Origin of the sequence: Streptomyces purpurascens, from assembly GCF_045040895.1 — a bacterium.
GTDB classification, from domain to species: domain Bacteria; phylum Actinomycetota; class Actinomycetes; order Streptomycetales; family Streptomycetaceae; genus Streptomyces; species Streptomyces purpurascens.
In genome coordinates, this window is the sequence record NZ_CP108341.1 from 6,925,349 (window position 1) to 6,948,196 (window position 22,848).

A 22,848-nucleotide genomic window follows, 5' to 3' on the forward strand; every position below is an offset into this window, starting at 1 on the left:
CCGGGATCCGTTTGGGAATTGAAAGTGGCGCCGCTTAGCGTCGTCCGGGCTGTTCGTCAGGCAGTGCGCCGCACCCGCGGCACCGGACAGTCATCGCCGAGTCCCCGTACGGCGCGAGCCAGGGGAGCCGGGGACCCACCGTAGTCCCTGGGGTGAATCGGACGCCCGCGCGAGTCGCGAGGGGGTCCGTAGGAGACCTTCCTGCTCCGAACCCGTCAGCTAACCCGGTAGGCGAGAGGGAAGGAAAGGACCAGCCACCACATGGCGTTCACGCGCGCCACCGGGAAGCACCGTCGTCCCAGCCGGATCCAGCGCCGCACGGCCCGCGCCGCGGGTGTCGCGGCCCTCGCCACCACCGGTGTCGTCGGCACCGTGGCCGCCCCGGCCTTCGCCGCGGAGCCCGCTGTCGAGCAGACGGGCCTCACCCCGGTCGTCACCATGGGCGACACCGTGGCCCAGAAGATCGACGCCCAGGCCGTCGCCCAGAAGCAGGCGGCCGAAGAGGCCGTCGCCAAGAAGAAGGCCGAGGAGGCCGCCCGCGAGCGCGCCGCCGAGGCGGCCAAGGAGGCCAAGGAGCGGGCCGAGAAGGCCCGCGAGGCCAAGGAGCGCGCCGCCCGCGAGGCCGAGCGCAAGCGCCTCAACACCTTCGTGTCCCCGATCTCCGGCTCGTACGTCTCCACCGGCTACAAGACCGGCGGCGCCGTCTGGTCCTCCGGCAGCCACACCGGTGTCGACTTCCACGCCTCCAGTGGCACGGCCGTCCACTCGGTCGGCATGGGTGAGGTCGTCGAGGTCGGCTGGGGCGGTTCCTACGGCAACCAGGTCGTGATCAAGATGAACGACGGGACGTACACCCAGTACGGCCACCTGTCGTCCAGCAGCGTCTCGGTGGGCCAGAAGGTCACCCCCGGCCAGCAGATCGGCCTGTCCGGCGCGACCGGCAACGTCACCGGCCCGCATCTGCACTTCGAGGCCCGCACCGGCCCCGAGTACGGCTCCGACATCGACCCCGTCGCCTACCTCCGCTCGCACGGCGTGAACGTCTGAACATCCGACGGCGACTGTTCTTCCCGAAAGCCCCGGCTCCCCGAGCCGGGGCTTTCGGCGTTCGCCACGGCCGACTGTCCAAAAAATATCCCTGATTTCCTGCCTGCCGTCGGAAATTCCGGCTCATTGCAATAGAGTCACGGAACACGCGTCGCCAGTCGACGTTTCACGGGGATTAAGGGGAGGTCGGTCATGCGTATTCCCGCGCACTCGGTGTGCACGGCCATCCGGGACGACATCGTCGCGGGTGTCTACGAGCGCGGCAGCCGGCTCACCGAGGAACTCCTCGCGCGCCGCTACGGCGTCTCGCGCGTCCCCGTCCGGGAGGCCCTGCGCACCCTGGAGGCCGAGGGCTTCGTGGTCACCCGGCGGCACGCGGGCGCGTGCGTCGCCGAACCCACCGAGCAGGAGGCCGCCGACCTGCTGGAGATGCGCATGCTGCTGGAGCCGCTGGGTGCCGCTCGCGCCGCCCAGCGCCGCACCGAGGCCCATCTGAAGGTGCTGCGCGGCCTGGTCAGGCTCGGCCAGGAGCGCGCCCGCCGGGGCAACAGCGACGACCTGCGCTCTCTGGGCGGCTGGTTCCACGAGACGCTCGCCCAGGCCTCCGGCAGCCCCGCGCTGACCTCGATGCTCACCCAGCTCCGGCACAAGATCGCCTGGATGTACGCCGTGGAGGCGCCGGCCGGACCCGTGGAGTCCTGGGCCGAGCACGGCGCGATCGTGGACGCGGTGGCGCGCGGGGACAGCGAGCGCGCGCGGGCGGTCACGGCGCTGCACACCGAGCGCGCGACGGCCGCGCACCGGCTGCGTTTCGGCTCCGCCGGGGAGCGCGCCGAGCGTGTGAGGAACTCGCAACATGCCGTAAACACGGCAAGCCTGCGGCATTAACACAGGAGCCGTATACAAAGAGTGGGTAATTCGCGGGGGATTATTTCTGCTGCCCGCCAGCAAGGAATTCACGGGAAAGACGAAGAGCTCGCCCGATGAATTCGGACGAGCTCTTCAGGGTGCGCCGGGTCAGGCGCGGGGAAATACTCAGACGGTCTCGGGAAGCTCCTCGAGCCCCTCGGAGACCAGCTTGGCCAGCCGGTCCAGGGCGACGTCCGCGCCCTCGGCGTCGGAGGCGAGGACGATCTCCTCGCCGCCCTGGGCGCCCAGGCCGAGGACGGCCAGCATGGAGGCCGCGTTGACGGGGTTGCCGTCTGCCTTGGCGATCGTCACCGGGACGCCTGCGGCCGTGGCGGCTCGGACGAAGATGGAAGCGGGGCGGGCGTGGAGGCCCTCGGCCCAGCCGACGTTGACGCGGCGCTCAGCCATGTGTTGCTGCCCTTCGGTGTTCAGGGTTGTCTAGACCAGTTTCCCATAACGTGAAGCTGTGCCGGAGCGGTCCTGATGACCCGCCCCGGGGTGCCGTCGGATCGCGGCCTCGACCCGACTGACGCCCTCCACAGACTGCCTCGCGCCCGCGGTCAGGCGCTAGCCGTACGCTGGGGCGCATGCAGACCTCGCCGGACCGGCACGAGTATCCCGCCCACTGGGAAGCCGACGTGGTGCTGCGCGACGGTGGTACCGCGCGCATCCGGCCCATCACCGTTGATGACGCCGATCGCCTGGTCAGCTTCTACGAGCAGGTCTCCGACGAGTCGAAGTACTACCGCTTCTTCGCGCCGTACCCTCGCCTGTCCGCCAAGGACGTCCACCGCTTCACGCACCACGACTTTGTGGACCGGGTGGGACTCGCGGCCACGGTCGGCGGCGAGTTCATCGCCACCGTACGCTACGACCGGATCGGCGCGGACGGAACGCCCGCGTCGGCACCTGCCGACGAGGCCGAGGTCGCCTTCCTGGTCCAGGACGCCCACCAGGGCCGCGGCGTCGCCTCCGCCCTGCTGGAGCACATCGGCGCCGTCGCCCGGGAGCGCGGCATCCGCCGCTTCGCCGCCGAGGTGCTGCCCGCCAACAACAAGATGATCAAGGTGTTCACGGACGCCGGGTACACCCAGAAGCGCAGCTTCGAGGACGGCGTGGTCCGTCTGGAGTTCGACCTCGAACCCACCGACCGCTCCCTCGCCGTGCAGTACGCGCGCGAACACCGCGCCGAGGCCCGGTCCGTGCAGCGGCTGCTCGCGCCCGGCTCGGTCGCCGTCATCGGCGCCGGGCGCACACCGGGCGGTGTGGGCCGCAGCGTCCTCGGCAACATCCGCGACGCCGGGTTCACCGGCCGCCTGTACGCCGTGAACAAGGCCCTCCCCGAGGAGCAGAAGGAGCTCGACGGGGTGCCCGCCCACCGCTCGGTGCGCGACATCGACGGCCCGGTCGACCTCGCGGTCGTCGCCGTACCGGCCGAGTACGTCACCGAGGTCGTCACCGAGTGCGGCGAGCACGGCGTGCAGGGGCTCGTCGTGGTCTCCGCCGGGTACGCCGAGAGCGGCCTGGAGGGGCGCGAGAGCCAGCGCGCACTCGTGCGGCACGCGCGCACGTACGGCATGCGGATCATCGGGCCGAACGCCTTCGGCATCATCAACACCTCCCCGCGGGTGCGGCTCAACGCCTCCCTCGCCCCCGAGACGCCCCGCCCGGGCCGGATCGGCCTGTTCGCCCAGTCCGGCGCCATCGGCATCGCCCTGCTGTCCCGGCTGCACCGCCGCGGTGGCGGCGTCACGGGCGTGACCGGCGTCTCCACCTTCGTCTCCTCCGGCAACCGGGCCGACGTCTCCGGCAACGACGTACTCCAGTACTGGTACGAGGACCCCGACACCGACGTCGTCCTCATGTACCTGGAGTCCATCGGCAACCCGCGCAAGTTCACCCGCCTCGCCCGCCGGACGGCCGCGGCGAAACCGCTGGTCGTGGTCCAGGGCGCGCGGCACGGAGCCGCTCCCCAGGGGCACGCCGTCCGGGCGACCCGGCTGCCGCACGAGACCGTCTCGGCCCTGCTGCGGCAGGCCGGCGTCATCCGCGTCGACACCATCACCGACCTGGTGGACGCGGGCCTGCTCCTCGCCCGCCAGCCCCTGCCGGCCGGGCCCCGGGTGGCGATCCTCGGCAACTCCGAGTCGCTCGGCCTGCTCACGTACGACGCGTGCCTCGCCGAGGGCCTGCGGCCGCACCCCCCGCAGGACCTGACCACGGCCGCTTCCGCGGCGGACTTCCACGCGGCCCTCTCGCGCGCACTGGCCGACGACCGGTGTGACGCGGTCGTCGTCACGGCCATACCGGCAGTGGGGGAGGTCTCGGTCGCGGACGCGGCCCTCGCCGATGCCCTGCGCTCGGCATCGGCCGCCGCCCCGGCCAAGCCCGTCCTGGTCGTGCACGTGGAGCTCGGGGGCCTGGCCGAGGCCCTGTCCGCGGCGGCGAGCACGGCACCACAAGCAGAGTCGGGCATTCCCCCGCAAACCACCCCTAGTGCGTCGCCCGCCGAAGAGCGACCCCCCACTGTCGAGGCCCCCGACGGCACCCACCTCATCCCCGCCTACCCCGCCGCCGAGCGCGCCGTCCGCGCCCTCGCCCAGGCCGTCACCTACGCACAGTGGCGACGCGACGCCGCCGACCCCGGCAAGGTGCCCGAGTACGAGAACATCGACGAGCGGGGCGCCGCCGCGCTGATCGACGGGCTGCTCGCGCGCGGGCAGGGACTCACGCTCGGCACGGAAGAGACCTGCGACCTGCTCGGCCACTACGGCATCCATGTCCACCGCGCCCTGCCCGCCCCGACCCCCGACGCCGCCGCCGAGGCCGCCCGCACCCTCGGCTACCCCGTGGCCCTCAAGGCCACCGCCCCGCACCTGCGCCACCGCGCCGACCTGGGCGGCGTCCGCCTCGACCTCACGGACGAGGATCAACTGCGCCGCTCGTACACCGAGTTGACCGAGCTGTTCGGCGCACCGGACGAGCTGCGCCCCGTGGTGCAGCGGATGGCGCCGCGCGGCGTGGACGTCGTCGTACGGGCCGTCATCGACCCCGCGGCCGGAGCCGTGCTCTCCTTCGGGCTCGCCGGCGCCGCCTCACAGCTGCTCGGCGACACGGCACACCGGCTGATCCCGGTCACCGACCGGGAGGCGAGCTCGCTGGTGCGGTCGATCCGCACCGCACCCCTGCTGTTCGGCTGGCGCGGCTCCGCGCCGGCCGACACCCGCGCCCTGGAGGAGCTGCTGCTGCGGGTGTCCCGCTTGGTGGACGACCACCCCGAGGTCGTCGCGGTCACGCTGGAGCCGGTCGTCGTCGCCTCGCACGGCCTGAGCGTCCTGGGCGCCTCCGTCCGCCTCGCCACACCGCCCGCCCGCGACGACCTCGGCCCCCGGACCCTCCCCGCGTACTGACAGGGGGCGAGCTGTGCCTCGCAGTCGGTGGGCCCCCGTAGGATGGGCGTCATGGCCAAGACCAGTACGACGACCCAGGGGCTGCGGGCGGCGATCGAGCGCAGCGGCTACTACCCGGCCCTCGTGGCCGAGGCGGTGGAGGCCGCCGTGGGCGGCGAGCCCATGCGGTCGTACCTGGTCCACCAGGAAACGACGTTCGACCAGAACGAGGTGCGGCGGCATGTGACGGTGCTCGTCCTCACCGACAACCGCTTCATCGTCAGCCACACCGACGAACAGGCCGCCGACACCACCTCCCCGACGCCGTACGCCACGACGTCGACGGAGTCCGTGAAGATCGGCCGCATCTCGTCGATCGTGGTCAGCCGGGTCGTCGCCAACCCGGAGTCGTACAAGCCGGGCACCCTGCCCCGCGAGGTCGTCCTCACCATCGGCTGGGGCGCCGTCTCCCGCATCGATCTGGAGCCGGCCGCCTGCGGCGACCCCAACTGCGAGGCGGACCACGGCTACACCGGCAACTCGACGGCGGACGACCTCAGCCTGCGCGTCAGCGAGGCCGGGGACGGACCGGAGACCGTGCGCCAGGCACTCGCCTTCGCGCAGGCCCTCTCCGAGGCGACCGCGGACACCACCCGCTGATGGCACAGCCCGATACGGCCTGGGACCACCACCCCGAACCGCTCGCCGTCGCCTCCGCACCGGTCCCCGAGTACGGCAGCGGCTCCCTCGCCGACCTGCTGCCCACCCTGGCCGCCGGCCTCGGCGTGCCGGGGATGAGCGCCGCGATCTCCGAGCTGACCCCCGCCGACCGGAACTGTGTGTTCCTGATCGACGGCCTCGGCTGGGAGCAGCTGAGGGCGCACCCCGAGGACGCCCCGTTCATGACGTCCCTGCTCGCCACCTCGCGCGGCGGCACCGGGCGCCCGCTCACCGCCGGCTACCCGGCGACCACCGCGACCTCCCTCGCCTCCGTCGGCACCGGCCTGCCGCCCGGCGCGCACGGCCTGCCCGGCTACACCGTGCGCAACCCGGACACCGGCGAGCTGATGAACCAGCTGCGCTGGCAGCCGTGGGCCCCGCCCGGCCCCTGGCAGCCGTACCCGACGGTGTTCCAGCTGGCGCACGAGGCGGGCGTGCACGCCGCGCAGGTGTCGTCCCCGACCTTCGAGAACACCCCGCTGACCAAGGTCGCGCTCAGCGGCGGAACGTTCCTCGGGCGGCTGCCCGGCGAGGACCGCGTCGACCTGGCGGCCGAGCAACTGGCCGCGGGCGACCGCTCCCTGGTGTACACGTACTTCGCCGAGGTCGACGGCGCCGGCCACCGCTTCGGCGTCGACTCCGACGCCTGGCGCGGCCAGCTGATGTACGCCGACCGCCTGGTCCAGCGCCTCGCCGAGCAACTGCCGCCGCGCAGCGCCCTCTACGTCACCGCCGACCACGGCATGATCGATGTGCTCTTCGACGAAGAGCACCGCATCGACTTCGACGAGGACTGGGAGCTGAGCGCCGGAGTCGCCCTGCTCGGCGGCGAGGGCCGCGCCCGGCACGTGTACGCGGTACCCGGTGCCGCCAACGACGTCCTGACCTGCTGGCGCGAGGTGCTCGGCGAGCAGTTCTGGGTCGCCTCCCGCGACGAGGCCATCGCGGCGGGCTGGTTCGGCCCGCGGATCGACGAGCGGGTGTACGGCCGGATCGGCGACGTGGTCGCCGCCGCCCGGGACGATGTCCTGATCATCGCCTCCCAGCGGGAGCCGAACGAGTCGGCGATGGTCGGCAACCACGGTTCGATGACCCCTGCCGAGCAGCTGGTCCCCCTGCTCGAAGTACGCTCCTGACGTCCCGCCCCATCCCCGCTTCACCGAAAGGTGCTCACCTTCCCATGCCCGAGCTGGTGTTCTTCTCCGGAACGATGGACTGCGGGAAGTCGACGCTGGCTCTCCAGATCGAGCACAACCGCTCGGCGCGCGGTCTGGCGGGCATGATCTTCTCGCGCGACGACCGCGCCGGCGAGGGCAAGTTGTCCTCCCGCCTGGGCCTCGTCACGGACGCGGTGGAGGTCGAGGACGGGCAGGACCTCTACGCCTACCTCGTCGACCACCTCTCGCAGGGTGGCCGCGCGGACTACGTGATCGCCGACGAGGCGCAGTTCCTCGCGCCGGAGCAGATCGACCAACTCGCGCGCGTGGTCGACGACCTGGGCCTCGACGTCTACGCCTTCGGCATCACGACGGACTTCCGCTCCAAGCTGTTCCCCGGTTCCCAGCGGCTGGTCGAACTGGCCGACCGGGTCGAGGTGCTCCAGGTCGAGGCCCTGTGCTGGTGCGGCGCCCGCGCCACGCACAACGCCCGCACCATAGGCGGCGCCATGGTCGTCGAGGGCGCCCAGGTGGTCGTCGGCGACGTCACCCACTCCGCCGACGAGGTCGGGTACGAGGTCCTGTGCCGGCGTCACCACCGCCGCCGGATGACCGCGGCGACGGCCCGCGCGGCGGCCCTGTCACCGGATGTGCTGCCGATGTCGTCCGCCTGACCGCCCCGGCGGTACGTCAGCGCTGCGGCTGCAGCAGAGCGAACAGCGCCCCCTCCGGATCCGCCACGGTCGCCACCCGGCCGTGTGCGGTGTCGTGGACCGGCTTGAGGACGTGTCCGCCCAGGTGGACGAGATGATCCAGCGTGTCGTCGACGTCGGCGACCTGGAAGTACGTCACCCAGTGCGGGCCCCGGTCGCGCGGCAGGGCCTGCCCCAGGCCGTGGATGCCGGCGACGGGCTCGCCGCCGCGGAGCAGGGTCACGTAGTCGAAGTCGGCGGAGACCACCGGCTCCTCCTCGTAGCCGAACACCGTCTGGTAGAACTTGGCGACGCTCGCCGACTCGAAGGTCAGCAGCTCGTTCCAGGCGGGCGTCCCGGGGACGCCCGAGATGGCGATGCCGAGGTGCTCGGCGGCCTGCCAGATGCCGAAGACCGCGCCCGAGGGGTCGGAGCCGATCGCGAGGCGGCCGGCGTCTGAGGCGTCGAGCGGCCCGACGCCGATCGTGCCGCTGCAGCTGCGCACCGTCTCGGCCGTCAAGTCCGCGTTCCGGGAGGCGAAGTAGGGGGTCCACGCGATGGGCAGCTGGCGGTCGGGCGGCAGCTGGCCGAGGCCCGCGACCTCGCGCCCGTCGAGCAGCGCACGCACATACGGGCCGAGTTGCTGGGGGCCGGGCCGGAACTCCCAGCCGAACAGCGCCCCGTAGAACTCCTCGGTCGCGGCCAGCCCGTGCACCATCAGGCTCACCCAGCAGGGCGTGCCGGGCGCGTGCCGAGCGGGCGTTTCGCCGTTCGGGCCGGCGGACCCCCGTGCGTCGGTCATTGTCACTCTCTTCTCGGCCTCGCGGTGGCCGTGCTCTCCGCAGCCCTCGTGGGGCCCGCCCTGTGGGGCGACCCGTGTCCGGGAGAATGCCCGATGTGCGGGGCGCTGTCCCTTGCGGCGCGCTTATCGGCAGGTGTCGTTCAGCTGTACAGCACGTGCTCGTTCCCGTACACCACGTGATCGTCCCGGTCCGGCCGAGCAGAGTAGCCGGACACGGACGGCTCGGCCACCCCCGTGCGCGAGGATGGGGCCATGAACGCCATCATCTCCGCATCCGACCTCGCGAACGATCTGACGGGCGCCAACCCGCCGGTCCTGCTCGATGTCCGCTGGCAGCTCACCGCGGCCAAGGCGGCGGGTGAGCCGCCGTACGACGGCCGGGCCGACTACGAGACAGGGCACCTGCCCGGTGCCGTCTTCGTCGACCTGGACCGGGAGTTGGCCTCCGCGCCGGGCGAGGGCGGCCGGCATCCACTGCCCGACCTCGCGCACTTCGGCGCCGCGATGCGCCGGGCGGGCGTGTCGTCCGGAACGCCGGTGGTCGTCTACGACGGCGGCCAGGGCTGGGCGGCCGCCCGGGCGTGGTGGATGCTGCGCTGGACGGGTCACCCGGACGTGCGGGTCCTCGACGGCGGGTTGCCGGCCTGGGAGGGGTCCCTGGACAAGTCCGTGCCCGCCCCGGCGGAGGGCGACTTCGTGCCCGAGCCTGGGACGGGGCTGCTCGACGCCGACGCCGCCGCGGAGTTGGCGCGGTCCGGGGTGCTGCTGGACGCGCGGGCGGGGGAGCGGTATCGGGGCGAGGTGGAGCCGATCGATCCGGTGGCCGGGCACATTCCGGGCGCGGTGTCGGCGCCCACCACCGAGAACGTCGGGGCGGACGGGCGTTACCGCTCAGCACAGGAGCTGCGGGAGCGCTTCAAGGGGCTCGGGGTGTCCGAAGGTTCGCGGGTCGGCGTGTACTGCGGGTCGGGGGTGTCGGCGGCCCATGAGGTCCTGGCCCTGGCGGTCGCGGGCATTCCGGCGGAGCTGTACGTGGGGTCGTGGTCGGAGTGGTCCTCGGACCCGGACCGGCCGGTCGCGGTGGGGCCGGACCCCCAGTAGCCCGGAGTGCGCAGAGGGCCGCGCCCGGAAGGCGCGGCCCTCATGTCCGTACGGCCGGCGTCAACGCCGTGTGACGCGGCTGCTCCTGGCTACTCTTGCTTCTTGCGCCGCGTCCCGAACACGATCTCGTCCCAGCTCGGGACGGCGGCTCTGCGACCCGGACGGACACCGTCGGCCTCGGCCTGGCGGTCGGTGGAACCGATGAGCCGGTCGCGGTGGGCGCCCACGGAGCGCGGCATGAGGACGTCCGCGTAGGCGGAACCGGCCGAGGCGGCGGGGGCCGGGGGCTCCTCCTCCTCGGGCTCGACGACGAGAGGCTCCTCCTCATCGGGCTCCGGCGCCGGGCGCTCCGGCACCACCAGGTCGCCACGGAAGCTCGGCACCGCCTCCAGCAGGCTGGTCAGCGAGTCCCGCTCGCCCGTGGCAGCCGTGCTCTCCTCGAGCGGTTCGGACGCCTGCGCGGGCAGGGCGGGCCGCTCACGGTCGGTGGGCCGGTCCAGCGGCCGGTCGCGCGGCAGCCGGGCGATCCGCGGGACGAACGGGAAGCTGGGTTCGGGCGCGGCCAGGTCGTCGGACTCGCCGATGAGCATGCGCGCCTCGTCGTCGACGGCCTGGACGAGTCGCCGGGGCGGGTCGTAGGTCCAGCTCGCAGAGTGCGGCTCACTGGCGACGCGGTAGACCAGCAGGACCTCCCACGTGCCGTCGTCGCGACGCCACGAGTCCCATTGGACGGTGTCCTTGTCGACGCCGCGCACCATCAGCCGTTCCTGCACGGCCTCGCCCAGCGGGGGACCGGAGTTCTCGCCGGGGCGGCGGACCGGGGTCTTGCGGGCCCGCTCGGCCATGAACGCACGCTCGGCGAGCACCGGGCCCTCGAAGCGGCGCACCCGGTCGACGGGGATGCCTGCCATTTGCGCGACCTCTTCCGCGGTCGCGCCGGCTCGTATACGCGCCTGGATGTCGCGGGGGCGGAGGTGGCTCTCCACCTCGATCTCGATCTGGCCGAGGCGGGGACGGTCGCCGCGCACGGCGGCACGGAGACGTTCGTCGATCGGAAGCGTGTACTCCGTGCTGTCCGCAGCCTTCAGCACCAGCCGTGTGCCGTCATTCGAGACGGCCACGACACGCAGTTCGGGCATGGGGACCTCCCGGGTGGTGCCTGCCGACGTCACGTGCGTCGCTGCTTCCGCTAGTCGAGTGTGGCCTGCCCGGGTGCAGCCTGCCACAACCTTGCCGAGTTGCCCGGCGTGTCGGGCACGGGCCCTGGATCGCCGTTATGGCACGGTTACCTATTCGCAACGCTAAGTGACGAACTCTGTCACCCTGTGCAACTAGCCCCCTCCCGGCGGTCCTTAAAGGCCCCGTACACCCTGGTGGGAGACCGGACCCAGGGCTCGCCACAGTACTCCATTTGGGCCACGTGCGTGGATTGGCGCGCCGCCCAACTTCTGGCAAGAGGGGGGACTTGGTCGCCCCATGCCCCCAATTCGTGATCTTGAACGTGGGGAAGTTCACGTAATCACCAGAAACGGAACTATCGGTTTCGGTCGCCCGTCCCCTTCTTGTGCAGTTGAACGACCGTGTACGGGAAAGGCAGGCAAGATCCGGGGATGCGTGAAAGGCCCGATGGTGTCGATGGAGCGAGCGATCCGGAGACGGAGCTTCGGGGTCTACGGCACGATCCTCGGCGCCGGCGTCGTCAGTGTCGTCGCCACCTGCGGCGGCTCCCTGTTCCAGCACTTCTTCAAGCAGACCGGCGAGCAGATCCGCGGCGCCACGACCGTGCCTTCCAGGGCGGCGGCCGCGCCTGCGGAACAAGCGCCTCCGGCGCCCGGCGAGTTCACCGAGGGGACCGTCTACCGCGCCCGGGTCAGGGGATGGAAGCGGCCGGTGCTCGCGGCGGCCATGGTCTTCGGCGTCACGATGGCCGGAATCACCACCTACGAACTGGTCGCGGGTCACAACCTCAGCGGCGGACGCAGCACCACCGTCGGCGACGCCTTCTCCGGTGGGGGCAATGCCACGTCGGGCTCTGGGGGTTCGGGCGGCCGCGGTTCGGGGGGTCCCGGGACCTCCGACGACTCCGGGACTGCCGACGACTCCGGGGGCTCCGATTCCGGCGGCGACACCACGATGCCCGGCCCGTCAGGCACGGGCGAGGGCACCGGCACCGGCGCACCGCAGGGTGAGGACACTTCGCCCTCTCCCGGCGACGCCACCGGTACGGCGCCCGGCCCGACGCCCACGCCGAGCGACGAGGGGCGTGAGGATCCCGGGGGCACAACCCCCAGCGCGTCGCCTACGCCCCCAGAACCCGCCGCAAGTAGTCGTTCTGGAACCGCCGATCAGGGTCGAGACGGTCCCGCAGCGCCGTGAACTCGCCGAAGCGCGGATACACCCGGGAGAAGTACTCGGCGTCCCTGGTGTGGACCTTGCCCCAGTGCGGACGGCCCTCGTGGGCCGTGAAGATGCGCTCGGCCGCGGTGAAGTACCGCTGGTAGGGCGTGCCCTGGAACATGTGGACGGCGATGTACGCGGTGTCACGGCCGGAGGCGGTGGACAGCGTGATGTCGTCGGCGGGAGCGGTGCGCACCTCGACGGGGAAGCTGACCCTCAGGCCGGAGCGGTCGACCATGGCCTTCAGCTCGCGCAGCGCGTCGCCGACGGCCGCGCGCGGAACGCCGTACTCCATCTCCACGAAGCGCACCCGGCGCGGAGACGTGAAGACCTTGTAAGGGATGTCGGTGTAGCTCCGCGCGGACAGGGCCTTGCTGGAGATCTGCGCGATCGCGGGGATCGTGGCGGGCGCCGCGCGGCCGACCCAGTTGGCCACCTGGAAGACGCCGTTGGAGAGGAACTCGTCCTCGAACCAGCTCTTGAGCTGCGGCACGGGCTTCTCGGGACCCGCGCTGCGGTTGTTGCGCTTGGTGTTGGTGCTGCCGGTGTGCGGGAACCAGTAGAACTCGAAGTGCTCGTTCTCGGCCCAGAGTTCCTCGAAGTCGGCGAGGACCTGGTCGAACGGCATCGGTTCCTCGCGGGCCGTGAGCAGGAAGACCGGCTCTACGGCGAACGTGATCGCGGTGACGATGCCCAGCGCGCCGAGGCCGAGACGGGCCGCGGCGAACACCTCCGGGTTTTCCTTCTCGGAGCAGCTGAGCACCGAGCCGTCGGCGGTGACCAGCTCCAGACCCCGGATCTGGGCGGCGATCGAGCCGGAGTCGCGGCCCGTGCCGTGCGTGCCGGTGCTGGTGGCGCCGGAGACGGTCTGCTCCATGATGTCGCCCATGTTCGTGAGCGACAGACCCTCGCGCGCGAGGGCCATGTTGAGCCTCTTGAGCGGAGTGCCGGCCTCCACCGTGACCGTCATGTTCTCGCGATCAATGCCGCGTATGCCGGTCAACAGTTGAGGGCGGATCAACACACCGTCCGTCGCGGCTATGGACGTGAAGGAGTGCCCGGTGCCGACGGCCTTCACCCTGAGGCCGTCCTCGGCGGCCTGCCGCACGGCGGCGGCCAGCTCGTCGACGGAGGCCGGGGTGACCTGCCGCGCGGGACGCGCGGAGACGTTGCCGCCCCAATTACGCCACGTGCCGTTCTTTCCGTTCGCTGTGCTGCTCAACGGAGCCTCCCCGACCCGGAGCCGGCCGTTTGAGCCGGCGGAATCCCAGGAAACCCACCGCGACCGCGACGGCCCCGGCCACCGCCGGAACCCCGTACCCGGCACGTGCCCCGGCCGCGTCGATCACCCAGCCGGCCGCGGAGGAGCCGAGTGCGACCCCCACCGCGAGCCCGGTGCTCACCCAGGTCATGCCCTCGGTGAGCTGCGCACGTGGTACGTGCTCTTCGATGAGGGACATCGTCGTGATCATCGTCGGAGCGATGGACAGTCCCGCAACGAACAGCGCCACGGCCAGAAACGGCAAGTTTCCGACCAGTAGGAGGGGGATCATACTCACGGCCATGGCGCACACGCCCAGCAACCACCGACGTTCCGGCGCCCCGGCGAAGTGCAGGAGCCCGAAGATCATGCCCGCCACGCAGGAACCCGCCGCGTACAGCGCGAGGACGATGCTCGCGGCGGCCTTGTGCCCCTCCTCGTCGGCGAAGGCCACGGTGACCACGTCGACCGCCCCGAAGATCGCCCCGGTCGCCACGAACGTGGCCACCAGGACCTGAAGGCCCCGCGCGCGGATCGCCGTACCGCCGCCGTGCCGCTCGCGCGGGTGCGGCACGGGCTCGGTGGCGCGCTGCGCGGTCAGCCAGAAGACGCCGGCCGCCAGGAAGCAGGCGGCGAGCAGCGGACCGGCCTGAGGGAACCAGGCCGTGGACAGGCCGATGGAGATGATCGGCCCGAAGACGAAGCACACCTCGTCCACCACGGACTCGAAGGAGTACGCGGTGTGCAGCTGCGGCGTGCCCCGGTACAGCGCCGCCCAGCGGGCCCGGATCATCGCGCCGACGCTCGGTACGCAGCCGATGCCCGCACACGCCACGAACAGCACCCAGTCCGGCCACCCGTAGTGCGCCGCGAACAGCAGCACGGCCGCGGCGGTCAGCGAGAGCAGCGTCGCCGGGCGCAGCACCCGCCGCTGCCCGTACTGGTCGACCAGCCGCGAGACCTGCGGTCCTGCCACCGCGGCGGCCAGTGCGATGGTCGCCGACAGGGCACCGGCCAGGCCGTACCGCCCGGTGAGCTGGGAGACCATCGTGACCACGCCGATGCCCATCATCGACAGCGGCATCCGGCCGAGGAAGCCCGCGGCGGAGAAACCCTTGGAGCCCGGAGCTGCGAACAGGGCGCGGTAGGGGCTGGGCAACGGGGTCTCCGAAGGGCTCAGTAAGCTGCGAACGCAGTCGAGACAGCTTACGTCCGGGAACACCCCGTGGCACCCGTTCGGCCCAGCCCGGATCCGCCCCGGTTGCCGCGCAGGTGTCACCCCGCCGTTTCCCGGGTGTCAGTGCAGGGTGGCAGGATCGACCCATGCCAGACGCGCGCGATGTCACCCCCTACGACGCCCTGCTGCTGCTCTCCTTCGGCGGCCCGGAAGGCCCGGACGACGTGGTCCCGTTCCTGGAGAACGTGACGCGCGGGCGCGGCATCCCCAAGGAACGCCTCAAGGAAGTCGGGCAGCACTACTTCCAGTTCGGCGGGGTCAGCCCCATCAACGACCAGAACCGCGCCCTGCTGGACGCCCTGCGCAAGGACTTCGCCGACCACGGCCTCGACCTGCCGGTCTACTGGGGCAACCGCAACTGGGCGCCGTACCTGACGGACACGCTGCGCGAGATGGTCCGCGACGGCCGACGTCGCATTCTGGTCCTCGCCACCAGCGCCTACGCCTCGTACTCGGGCTGCCGCCAGTACCGCGAGAACCTCGCCGACGCGCTCGCGGCCCTGGAGAGCGAGGGCCTGGAGCTGCCCGGGGTCGACAAGCTGCGGCACTACTTCAACCACCCGGGCTTCCTGGAGCCCATGATCGACGGGGTGCTCCGGTCCCTCGCCGAGCTCGACGAGGACGTCCGGGACGGGGCGCACCTCGCCTTCTCGACCCACTCGATCCCGACGGCCTCCGCCGACACCTCCGGGCCCCTCGAGGACCACGGCGACGGCGGCGCCTACGTCAGGCAGCACCTGGACGTGGCGAAGCTCATCGCGGACGCCGTCCGCGAGCGCACCGGCGTCGACCACCCCTGGCAGCTCGTCTACCAGTCCCGCTCCGGAGCCCCGCACATCCCGTGGCTGGAGCCCGACATCTGCGACCACCTGGAGGAGCGGCACGCGGCCGGTGTCCCGGCCGTCGTGATCGCGCCCATCGGGTTCGTCTCCGACCACATGGAGGTCCTGTACGACCTCGACACGGAGGCCAAGGCGAAGGCCGAGGAGCTGGGGCTGCCGATGCGCCGCTCGGCCACCGTCGGCGCCGACCCGAGGTTCGCCGCCGCGATCCGCGAGCTCGTCGTGGAGCGGGCCGCCACCGAGCGCGGGCAGGAGGTCGCCCCCTGTGCCCTGGGCGCCCTCGGGCCGAGCCACGACCTCTGCCCGGTCGGCTGCTGCCCGGCCCGCGCCCCCCGGCCCGCCGCTGCGGGCGCCGACAGCACCTACGCGTGAGGAGCCCCGTGACCGACCCCCTGCACACGGACCTGCTCGAACTAGCCCAGGAGGCCGCCCGCCGCGCGGGCGCGCTGCTGCGGGACGGGCGTCCGGCCGACCTGGCGGTCGCCGCGACCAAGTCCAGCCCCATCGACGTCGTCACGGAGATGGACATCGCGGCCGAGAAGCTGATCACCGGCCTGATCGCCGAGCGCCGCCCGGACGACGGCTTCCTCGGTGAGGAGGGCGCTTCCAGCGACGGCACGAGCGGTATCCGCTGGGTGATCGACCCGCTCGACGGCACGGTCAACTATCTGTACGGGCTCCCCACCTGGGCCGTCTCCATCGCCGCCGAGCAGGACGGCGAGGCCGTCGTCGGAGTCGTCACGGCCCCGATGCGCGGCGAGACGTTCCACGCCGTGCTCGGCGGCGGCGCCTGGGCCACGGGCGCCTGGGACGGCGAGCGCCGGCTGGCCGTCCGTCCCGCGCCGCCCCTGGACCAGGCGCTGGTCTCGACGGGCTTCAACTACGTCGCCGAGGTCCGCGCCCACCAGGCCGAGGTCGCCCAGCGCCTGATCCCGCTGCTGCGCGACATCCGGCGCGGCGGCTCGGCCGCGGTCGACCTGTGCGACCTGGCCGCGGGACGCCTGGACGGCTACTACGAGCGCGGTCTGCACGCCTGGGACATGGCCGCGGGTGACCTGATCGCCCGTGAGGCGGGCGCCCTGACCGGTGGACGCCCCGGAGAGCGCCCGTCCGGTGATCTGGCAGTCGCGGGGACCCCGGGTGTCTTCGAACCCCTCCAGCGCCTCCTGGAGGACTTCGGCGCCTGGCACGACTGAGGACGGCCCGCACCGGCGTACGACGGCCGACGCCGTGCCGAACGCCGGGTGAACGGGCCCGCAGGACGACGAAGCGGGCCCCGGCGCTGGATTCGCCGGGGCCCGCTTCGTACGGCCTGATCAGACGCTCGCTGCGCCGACCTCCACACCGTGCTCGGCGGCGAGGCGGCGCAGGTCGTCGAGCTCGCCCTGCTCCACCTCGACGAGGAAGTCGTCGCCCTCGTCGCGAGCCCGGTCGAGATCGGACTCGGTCGCCCTTATGCGCTGCAGAAGTCCTGCGGTGAATGCGTCCATGCTGCGCCCCCTCGTCCTGGGTCGTGGGTCGATGGCACGGGGGTGTGCCGTTCGGAAGGGACGATCACGTCGCCGGTGGATGCCCAGCGCCGCTGTGCTGGGCGGCGGCGGTGCCGGACACCCACGCCCGCTCTGCGGAAAAGCGGATTGGTGCGCACCGCATGGTGGTGCGGTGCCAGCAGAGTGTGATCGTGGGATGTAAAGCCGTCCTCCCCAAGCTCTCTTCCGTGGAAACCTAACCGGAGGAGAAAATCTCCTATTCCCCACTCCCACACCCGGGCCCGACCTCTCCCTCACCCGCCTTACCTCCGACTTATGGCCGAAAAGGGCAGGATGGAGGGCAACACACCAACAGACCGTCGAAGACCCCTGCCCGCATGCGCCTGTGAAGCGCTCTGCGGGTGGACATGAGGAAGGACCAGGGACGTGCGCGTACTCGTCGTCGAGGACGAGCAACTGCTCGCCGATGCGGTGGCCACCGGACTGCGCCGGGAGGCCATGGCCGTCGACGTCGTGTACGGCGGTGCGGCCGCCCTCGAGCGCATCGGCGTCAACGACTACGACGTGGTCGTCCTCGACCGCGACCTCCCGCTCGTGCACGGCGACGACGTCTGCCGCAAGATCGTCGAGCTCGGCATGCCCACGCGCGTGCTGATGCTCACGGCCTCCGGCGACGTCAGCGACCGTGTGGAGGGCCTGGAGATCGGCGCCGACGACTACCTGCCCAAGCCCTTCGCGTTCAGCGAGCTCATCGCGCGCGTGCGGGCCCTCGGCCGGCGCACCAGCGTGCCCCTGCCGCCCGTCCTTGAGCGCTCCGGCATCAAGCTCGACCCCAACCGCCGCGAGGTCTTCCGTGACGGCAAGGAGGTCCAGCTCGCACCCAAGGAGTTCGCCGTGCTGGAGGTGCTGATGCGCAGCGAGGGCGCCGTCGTCTCGGCGGAGCAGCTGCTGGAGAAGGCCTGGGACGAGAACACCGACCCGTTCACGAACGTCGTGCGCGTGACCGTCATGACCCTGCGCCGCAAGCTCGGCGAGCCGCCCGTCATCGTCACGGTCCCCGGCTCCGGCTACCGGATCTGATACCCCGTGGCAGCGACTCCCGCGCCTCCGCAGGCGCCCCCGAAGCCCACCTGGGACCCCAGAAGGCCCGCGCCGCCCATCCCGTGGCTGCGCCCGACCATCCGCATACGGCTCACGCTGCTCTACGGCGGCATGTTCCTGATCGCCGGCATCCTGCTGCTGTCGATCATCTACCTGCTGGCCGCGCAGGCGCTGAACGTGGGCAGTGAACTGCCCTTCAAGATCGTCGAGGGCAAGGTCACCAGCGACATCTGCAACCTGCCCAGCCAGGCCTCGCCCAGCGAGTTCAACCACGCCATGAACCAGTGCGTCAACGATCAGCGTCAGGCCGCCCTGGACAACCTGCTCAGCCGCTCGCTCCTGGCCCTGCTGGGCCTGGCGGTCATCGCCTTCGCCTTCGGCTACGCCATGGCCGGCCGGGTCCTGTCGCCGCTGGGCCGGATCACCCGCACCGCCCGCGCGGTGGCGGGCTCCGACCTGTCCCGCCGGATCGAGCTGGACGGCCCGGACGACGAGCTGAAGGAGCTGGCGGACACCTTCGACGACATGCTGGAGCGGCTGCAGCGCGCCTTCACCGCCCAGCAGCGCTTCGTCGGCAACGCCTCGCACGAGCTGAGGACGCCGCTGGCGATCAACCGCACGCTCCTGGAGGTGCATCTGTCCGACCCGGGCGCACCGATGGAGCTCCAGCAGCTCGGCAAGACGCTGCTGGCCACCAACGAGCGCAGCGAGCAGCTCGTCGAGGGCCTGCTGCTGCTCGCCCGAAGCGACAACCAGATCGTGGAACGGGGGCCGGTGGACCTCGCCGAGGTCGCCTCGCAGGCCATCGACCAGGTGCACGGCGAGGCCGAGGACAAGGGCGTGCGGATCCGTGGCGAACAGAAGCCCGCGGTCGTCCAGGGCAACGGCGTGCTGCTGGAGCGGATCGCGCTCAACCTGGTGCAGAACGCCGTGCGCTACAACGTGGCCGAGGACGGCTGGGTCGAGGTCACCACCGAGGTCCAGCACGGCCAGGCGCTCCTGGTCGTCTCGAACACGGGCCCGGTCGTGCCGGCGTACGAGATCGACAATCTCTTCGAGCCGTTCCGGCGGCTGCGCACGGAGCGCACGGGCAGCGACAAGGGCGTCGGACTCGGTCTGTCCATCGTCCGGTCCGTGGCCCGGGCACACGGCGGCCACATCTACGCCCAGCCACGTGAGGGAGGTGGGCTCGTGATGCGAGTCACGCTGCCCATCTGAGATCATGTCGCCGATCAACTCGGCGGTGCACGGGGATGTTCGCTTTGCGCGGAATTTCTGAGGCCTCATCTCGCGCACCCCGTGTGTGATCGATCACAGGGGCGCCTTTCCGGCCATCTACTCTCCGTGATCATGAGACCTGTCGGAAAGCCGGGAAAATCCCGGTTTTCGGGGGTCTTGATCACGGGAAGTACAGGGTGAGACGCCTTTGAGGTGCGGCATTCGGACCGTGTACGGTCCCCATCGCCATCCAAGCCGATCACTCGTGAGGAGTCCGGTTGGGTGTCGATTGAGTAACAGACCTTGATGTGAGGCAAAATCTCCGCCTCAGGTCGGGCACAAGTCCGGCCTCTCACGCGTTACGTGCGCTGGAGACACCGCAGACACCCAGAGGGGGAGAGCGACCATGGCAACCGATTACGACACTCCACGCAAGACCGATGACGACGTTGACTCGGACAGCCTCGAAGAGCTGAAGGCCCGGCGGAACGACAAGTCGGCCTCCGCAGTGGACGTCGACGAATTCGAGGCCGCCGAAGGCCTCGAGCTGCCCGGAGCCGATCTCTCGAACGAGGAGCTCGCCGTCCGGGTGCTCCCGAAGCAGCAGGACGAGTTCACCTGCATGAGCTGCTTCCTGGTGCACCACCGCAGCCAGCTGGCCCGGGAGAAGAACGGTCAGCCGATCTGCCGCGACTGCGACTGAGGACGGGTCGGCCGTGACTGGCTCGACCCCTCCCTGGAAGCGCCGCTTCTCCAAGCGGAAAGCGGACGAAGGGCCGATGGACGGCCCGCAGCACGGCGTGCGTGACGACGAGCGAGGCCCAACCGGCACGGGGGCGGCCTCGCTCGAACCGGCCTCGGACCGGGGTGACCTCCCGGCGTCCGTGGATGTCCCCGCACCCGTCGCCCGACGGCGGGCGGGGACGATCCGGGAGAGGGCCAGGGAGGGCGCCCGCAAGGGCGGTGTCCGGGCCCGGGCGGGGCTCGCGTACCTCGCCGACCGGATCATCGAACTGGCGCCGCGGATCCCCGTACGGGACCTGACGACGCTCCGCAGGCAGTTCCCGGGCCTCGGGCCCGAAGAGCTCGCGGACAAACTCGTCGTGGGCGCGGCGAGCGCTACGGCGACGGTCGGAGCGGGCATCGGCGCGGCCGCGATGCTTCCCGTGCCGCCCGCGTTGCCGACGGAACTGGCCGCCGAGGTCACCGGCGTCGCCGCGATCGAGCTGAAGCTGATCGCCGAGCTCCACGAGGTCTACGGCGTACGGCCGCCCGGCAACCTCAAGCAGCGCAGCACCGCGTATCTCGACTCGTGGTCGGGGGAGCGCGGGATCGACGCGACCAAGCCCTCGACGCTGAGCGTGGCGCTGAACAGCCGCATGAAGCGGGAGCTGCGGCAGCGGATCATGAAGCGGATGGTCCGCAGCATGCCGAACCTGATCCCCTTCCTGGTGGGCGCGGCCGTGGGGGCGGCCATGAACCGCAGCGAGACGAGAAAGCTCGCCGCCCGCATCCGTGAGGACCTGCGCAGAATCCAGGTGCCCTGGGAGGCCCTCGAGGCGCTTCCCGCCCTGGAACGTCCGGCGGACGCCCTGGAGATGGGGGAGATCACGAACGACCCTCTGGGCCGCCGCGCGGACGCGAAACACGACGTCAAGGGCGACGAACTCAACGGCGACGACAAGCACGACGGGCGCTGAAGCCCCGCCCGGCCGTCCGTCGGGTGAAGGCCCGCTCGGATGTGCTACGCCGACTTCGTGGCCCTCAGCGCCTCCGCCAGACGCTCCGGCTCGCGCGTGGACAGGTACAGGTACGGAGTCGGGTCCTCCGGGTCCGTGACCTCCACGCGCAGGGCCGTGGGGATGTAGGCGCGCAGCAGCAGAAAGGCGCGCGGGTCGGCCTTGTGGGTGCGCCAGGCGCGCGCCTCCTCCGCGTCCAGGATCTCGGCCTCGCCCAGCGCCGCCAGCGGGATCTTCGCCTCGCCCGCGATCAGCGAATCGCCCACCACACGGATGCGGACCGAGCCGTACGAACTCGCGGCGACGGCCGCGACCGCGGTGCCTCCGGCCAGGCCGCCGAGCATGGGCAGCGTGCCGAACGGAAGCAGGATCAGGGCCATCGAGACGCCGACGAGGAACGAGATCAGCCACCAGGTCCGGGGGGCGGTGAGGCGTTCTTCGTACGGGGCGGCGGAGAGCTGCATGGAGCCAAGCTTGACACGGTGTCCGGAACGGGCCGACGCGCGGGTAAGGTCTCCGGCTGTGAGTCGTACATCCGCAGCTCTTCAGCCTCCGGCCGACGCCGTGCGACCGGTGCGGCATCCGGACGCTCCGGCGCCCGGTGAGCTTCTCGGCGCGCACTACGGCCAGTGTTTCGGCTGTGGTGGCGACCAGCCGCACGGGCTGCACCTGGAGGCGCGGGCCGGCGAGGGCGTGTCACTCACCGCAGAGTTCATCGTGCAGCCCGCCCACCAGGGCGCCCCCGGCCTGGCGCACGGTGGTGTGCTCGCCTCCGCCCTGGACGAGGCCCTCGGCTCGCTGAACTGGCTGCTGCGCACGATCGCCGTGACCGGGCGGCTGGAGACCGACTTCGTGGGGCCCGTGCCCGTCGGCACCACGCTGCACCTTCAGGCGGAGGTGACGGCGGTGGCCGGGCGGAAGATCTACTCGACCGCGACCGGACGCGTGGGAGGCCCCGACGGGCCCGTAGCCGTGCGCGCCGACGCCCTCTTCGTCGAGGTGAAGGTCGACCACTTCGTCGACCACGGCCGCCAGGAGGAGATCCAGGCGGCCATGAACGACCCGGACCAGGTCCGGCGCGCCCGTGCCTTCGAGGTGAACCCGTGAGCCTGGAAGGCCCTGTGAGCCCAGCCGGCCCCATGAGCCCCACCGACCCCGCGAGCACGGAAAGCCCCATGACTCCCACGAGCCCCGTGAGCCGTCAGCCCGTGGATGTGCTGATCCGGCGCGTCGACCCGGACGTACCCCTTCCGTCGTATGCGCAGCCCGGTGACGCGGGAGCCGATCTGCGCACCACCGAGGCGTGCCAACTGGAGCCGGGCGAGCGGGCCGTGCTGCCCACGGGAGTGTCTGTGGCGCTGCCGGAGGGGTACGCGGCCTTCGTGCACCCGCGATCCGGTCTGGCCGCCCGCTGCGGCGTCGCCCTGGTGAATGCCCCGGGGACGGTTGATGCCGGGTACCGTGGGGAGATCAAGGTGATCGTGGTGAATCTCGACCCGCGCGAGGCAGTGCGGTTCGAGCGCTTCGACCGGATTGCCCAACTGGTAGTCCAGCAGGTCGAGAAGGTTCGCTTCCAAGAGGTGGCAAAACTTCCCGACTCGGCGCGGGCCGAGGGGGGCTTCGGGTCCACCGGAGGCCATGCGGCGGTGGACGGGACGAGCGGCACAAGCGGTCAGGCCGCCCTGGGCGGTCGGACGGGTGGGAATCGATACGCTTCGGTCGTATCCGACCGGGAAGGACAGTGAC

General features: G+C 71.6%; 23 protein-coding genes and 1 riboswitch. Of the genes, 16 read left to right on the forward strand and 7 right to left on the reverse strand.

Annotated features, from left to right (window positions below):
• The first annotated feature begins 84 nt into the window (after nucleotides 1-84).
• A riboswitch (cyclic di-AMP (ydaO/yuaA leader) is annotated at nucleotides 85-249 on the forward strand.
• Between the two features lie 12 nt (nucleotides 250-261).
• Both OHU35_RS31610 and OHU35_RS31615 read left to right on the forward strand, forming a co-directional pair.
• Nucleotides 262-1,047 carry a M23 family metallopeptidase gene (locus OHU35_RS31610; RefSeq protein ID WP_189721808.1) on the forward strand — a complete coding sequence of 262 codons (786 nt, stop codon included), beginning with the start codon at nucleotides 262-264 and terminating at the stop codon, nucleotides 1,045-1,047.
• Nucleotides 1,048-1,239: 192 nt separating this feature from the next.
• The gene (locus tag OHU35_RS31615) at nucleotides 1,240-1,935 is read left to right on the forward strand and encodes a GntR family transcriptional regulator (RefSeq protein WP_189721807.1); all 696 of its coding nucleotides are present in this window, start codon (nucleotides 1,240-1,242) and stop codon (nucleotides 1,933-1,935) included.
• A gap of 147 nt (nucleotides 1,936-2,082) precedes the next feature.
• On the opposite strand, the gene OHU35_RS31620 is transcribed toward OHU35_RS31615, so the two are convergent.
• Nucleotides 2,083-2,364 carry an HPr family phosphocarrier protein gene (locus OHU35_RS31620; protein ID WP_184565564.1) on the reverse strand — a complete coding sequence of 94 codons (282 nt, stop codon included), beginning with the start codon at nucleotides 2,362-2,364 and terminating at the stop codon, nucleotides 2,083-2,085.
• A 179-nt stretch (nucleotides 2,365-2,543) separates the two neighbouring features.
• On the opposite strand from OHU35_RS31620, the gene OHU35_RS31625 reads away from it, so the two are divergent.
• Genes OHU35_RS31625 through OHU35_RS31640 form a run of 4 tightly spaced genes read left to right on the forward strand, consistent with a single transcriptional unit; the run spans nucleotide 2,544 to nucleotide 7,896 of the window.
• Nucleotides 2,544-5,366, forward strand: a complete 2,823-nt coding sequence (locus tag OHU35_RS31625; protein WP_405507677.1) for a GNAT family N-acetyltransferase — start codon at nucleotides 2,544-2,546, stop codon at nucleotides 5,364-5,366.
• A gap of 51 nt (nucleotides 5,367-5,417) precedes the next feature.
• On the forward strand, nucleotides 5,418-6,005 hold the full coding sequence (locus tag OHU35_RS31630) for a DUF5998 family protein (protein ID WP_189721805.1): 588 nt from the start codon (nucleotides 5,418-5,420) through the stop codon (nucleotides 6,003-6,005).
• Nucleotides 6,005-7,201 (forward strand): alkaline phosphatase family protein, encoded by a 1,197-nt coding sequence (locus OHU35_RS31635; protein WP_189721804.1) that lies wholly within the window; start codon nucleotides 6,005-6,007, stop codon nucleotides 7,199-7,201. Before OHU35_RS31630 ends, OHU35_RS31635 begins: the two co-directional genes overlap by 1 nt.
• Nucleotides 7,202-7,245: 44 nt before the next feature.
• Complete coding sequence (locus OHU35_RS31640; RefSeq protein WP_189721803.1) at nucleotides 7,246-7,896, forward strand: thymidine kinase; 651 nt, start codon at nucleotides 7,246-7,248, stop codon at nucleotides 7,894-7,896.
• Between the two features lie 16 nt (nucleotides 7,897-7,912).
• On the opposite strand, the gene OHU35_RS31645 is transcribed toward OHU35_RS31640, so the two are convergent.
• Nucleotides 7,913-8,716: a VOC family protein gene (locus tag OHU35_RS31645; protein WP_359888891.1), complete on the reverse strand. Its 804-nt coding sequence runs from the start codon at nucleotides 8,714-8,716 to the stop codon at nucleotides 7,913-7,915.
• Nucleotides 8,717-8,968: 252 nt separating this feature from the next.
• On the opposite strand from OHU35_RS31645, the gene OHU35_RS31650 reads away from it, so the two are divergent.
• Entirely contained in the window at nucleotides 8,969-9,817 is an 849-nt protein-coding gene (locus OHU35_RS31650; protein WP_359888888.1) for a sulfurtransferase, read from the forward strand.
• Nucleotides 9,818-9,906: 89 nt separating this feature from the next.
• Here OHU35_RS31650 and sepH read toward each other — a convergent pair whose 3' ends face one another.
• Nucleotides 9,907-10,956, reverse strand: a complete 1,050-nt coding sequence (sepH, locus tag OHU35_RS31655) for a septation protein SepH (protein ID WP_405507680.1) — start codon at nucleotides 10,954-10,956, stop codon at nucleotides 9,907-9,909.
• A gap of 496 nt (nucleotides 10,957-11,452) precedes the next feature.
• Between sepH and OHU35_RS31660 the strand changes: the two genes are divergently transcribed.
• On the forward strand, nucleotides 11,453-12,193 hold the full coding sequence (locus OHU35_RS31660) for a hypothetical protein (protein WP_405507682.1): 741 nt from the start codon (nucleotides 11,453-11,455) through the stop codon (nucleotides 12,191-12,193).
• Here the strand turns inward: OHU35_RS31660 and OHU35_RS31665 are convergent.
• Together OHU35_RS31665 and OHU35_RS31670 are read right to left on the reverse strand one after the other, a co-directional pair.
• Nucleotides 12,117-13,436, reverse strand: a complete 1,320-nt coding sequence (locus tag OHU35_RS31665) for a D-arabinono-1,4-lactone oxidase (protein WP_405507683.1) — start codon at nucleotides 13,434-13,436, stop codon at nucleotides 12,117-12,119. The two genes, OHU35_RS31660 and OHU35_RS31665, sit on opposite strands and share 77 nt — an antisense overlap.
• Nucleotides 13,396-14,634 carry an MFS transporter gene (locus OHU35_RS31670; RefSeq protein ID WP_189721797.1) on the reverse strand — a complete coding sequence of 413 codons (1,239 nt, stop codon included), beginning with the start codon at nucleotides 14,632-14,634 and terminating at the stop codon, nucleotides 13,396-13,398. Before OHU35_RS31670 ends, OHU35_RS31665 begins: the two co-directional genes overlap by 41 nt.
• Before the next feature lie 164 nt (nucleotides 14,635-14,798).
• On the opposite strand from OHU35_RS31670, the gene OHU35_RS31675 reads away from it, so the two are divergent.
• Nucleotides 14,799-15,926, forward strand: a complete 1,128-nt coding sequence (locus OHU35_RS31675; RefSeq protein ID WP_405507685.1) for a ferrochelatase — start codon at nucleotides 14,799-14,801, stop codon at nucleotides 15,924-15,926.
• A gap of 8 nt (nucleotides 15,927-15,934) precedes the next feature.
• Nucleotides 15,935-16,750: an inositol monophosphatase family protein gene (locus OHU35_RS31680; RefSeq protein ID WP_405507687.1), complete on the forward strand. Its 816-nt coding sequence runs from the start codon at nucleotides 15,935-15,937 to the stop codon at nucleotides 16,748-16,750.
• 120 nt (nucleotides 16,751-16,870) lie between these two features.
• Here the strand turns inward: OHU35_RS31680 and OHU35_RS31685 are convergent, their stop codons facing one another.
• Complete coding sequence (locus OHU35_RS31685) at nucleotides 16,871-17,044, reverse strand: hypothetical protein (protein WP_189721794.1); 174 nt, start codon at nucleotides 17,042-17,044, stop codon at nucleotides 16,871-16,873.
• A 426-nt stretch (nucleotides 17,045-17,470) separates the two neighbouring features.
• Between OHU35_RS31685 and OHU35_RS31690 the strand changes: the two genes are divergently transcribed.
• From OHU35_RS31690 to OHU35_RS31705, 4 genes are all read left to right on the forward strand, one after another.
• Nucleotides 17,471-18,124, forward strand: coding sequence for a response regulator transcription factor (locus tag OHU35_RS31690; RefSeq protein ID WP_405507689.1), 654 nt, complete (start codon nucleotides 17,471-17,473; stop codon nucleotides 18,122-18,124).
• A 6-nt stretch (nucleotides 18,125-18,130) separates the two neighbouring features.
• Nucleotides 18,131-19,363, forward strand: coding sequence for a HAMP domain-containing sensor histidine kinase (locus OHU35_RS31695; RefSeq protein ID WP_189721793.1), 1,233 nt, complete (start codon nucleotides 18,131-18,133; stop codon nucleotides 19,361-19,363).
• A 406-nt stretch (nucleotides 19,364-19,769) separates the two neighbouring features.
• Complete coding sequence (locus tag OHU35_RS31700) at nucleotides 19,770-20,066, forward strand: DUF4193 domain-containing protein (protein WP_003993510.1); 297 nt, start codon at nucleotides 19,770-19,772, stop codon at nucleotides 20,064-20,066.
• Nucleotides 20,067-20,079: 13 nt separating this feature from the next.
• Complete coding sequence (locus OHU35_RS31705) at nucleotides 20,080-21,063, forward strand: hypothetical protein (RefSeq protein ID WP_405507691.1); 984 nt, start codon at nucleotides 20,080-20,082, stop codon at nucleotides 21,061-21,063.
• A gap of 44 nt (nucleotides 21,064-21,107) precedes the next feature.
• On the opposite strand, the gene OHU35_RS31710 is transcribed toward OHU35_RS31705, so the two are convergent.
• Entirely contained in the window at nucleotides 21,108-21,566 is a 459-nt protein-coding gene (locus tag OHU35_RS31710; RefSeq protein ID WP_189721792.1) for a DUF3093 domain-containing protein, read from the reverse strand.
• 58 nt (nucleotides 21,567-21,624) lie between these two features.
• On the opposite strand from OHU35_RS31710, the gene OHU35_RS31715 reads away from it, so the two are divergent.
• Nucleotides 21,625-22,209, forward strand: coding sequence for a PaaI family thioesterase (locus OHU35_RS31715; RefSeq protein WP_189721791.1), 585 nt, complete (start codon nucleotides 21,625-21,627; stop codon nucleotides 22,207-22,209).
• 86 nt (nucleotides 22,210-22,295) lie between these two features.
• A complete protein-coding gene (gene dut, locus OHU35_RS31720) occupies nucleotides 22,296-22,847 on the forward strand; it encodes a dUTP diphosphatase (RefSeq protein ID WP_189721790.1) in 552 nt (183 codons plus the stop codon).
• Nucleotide 22,848: the final 1 nt, after the last annotated feature.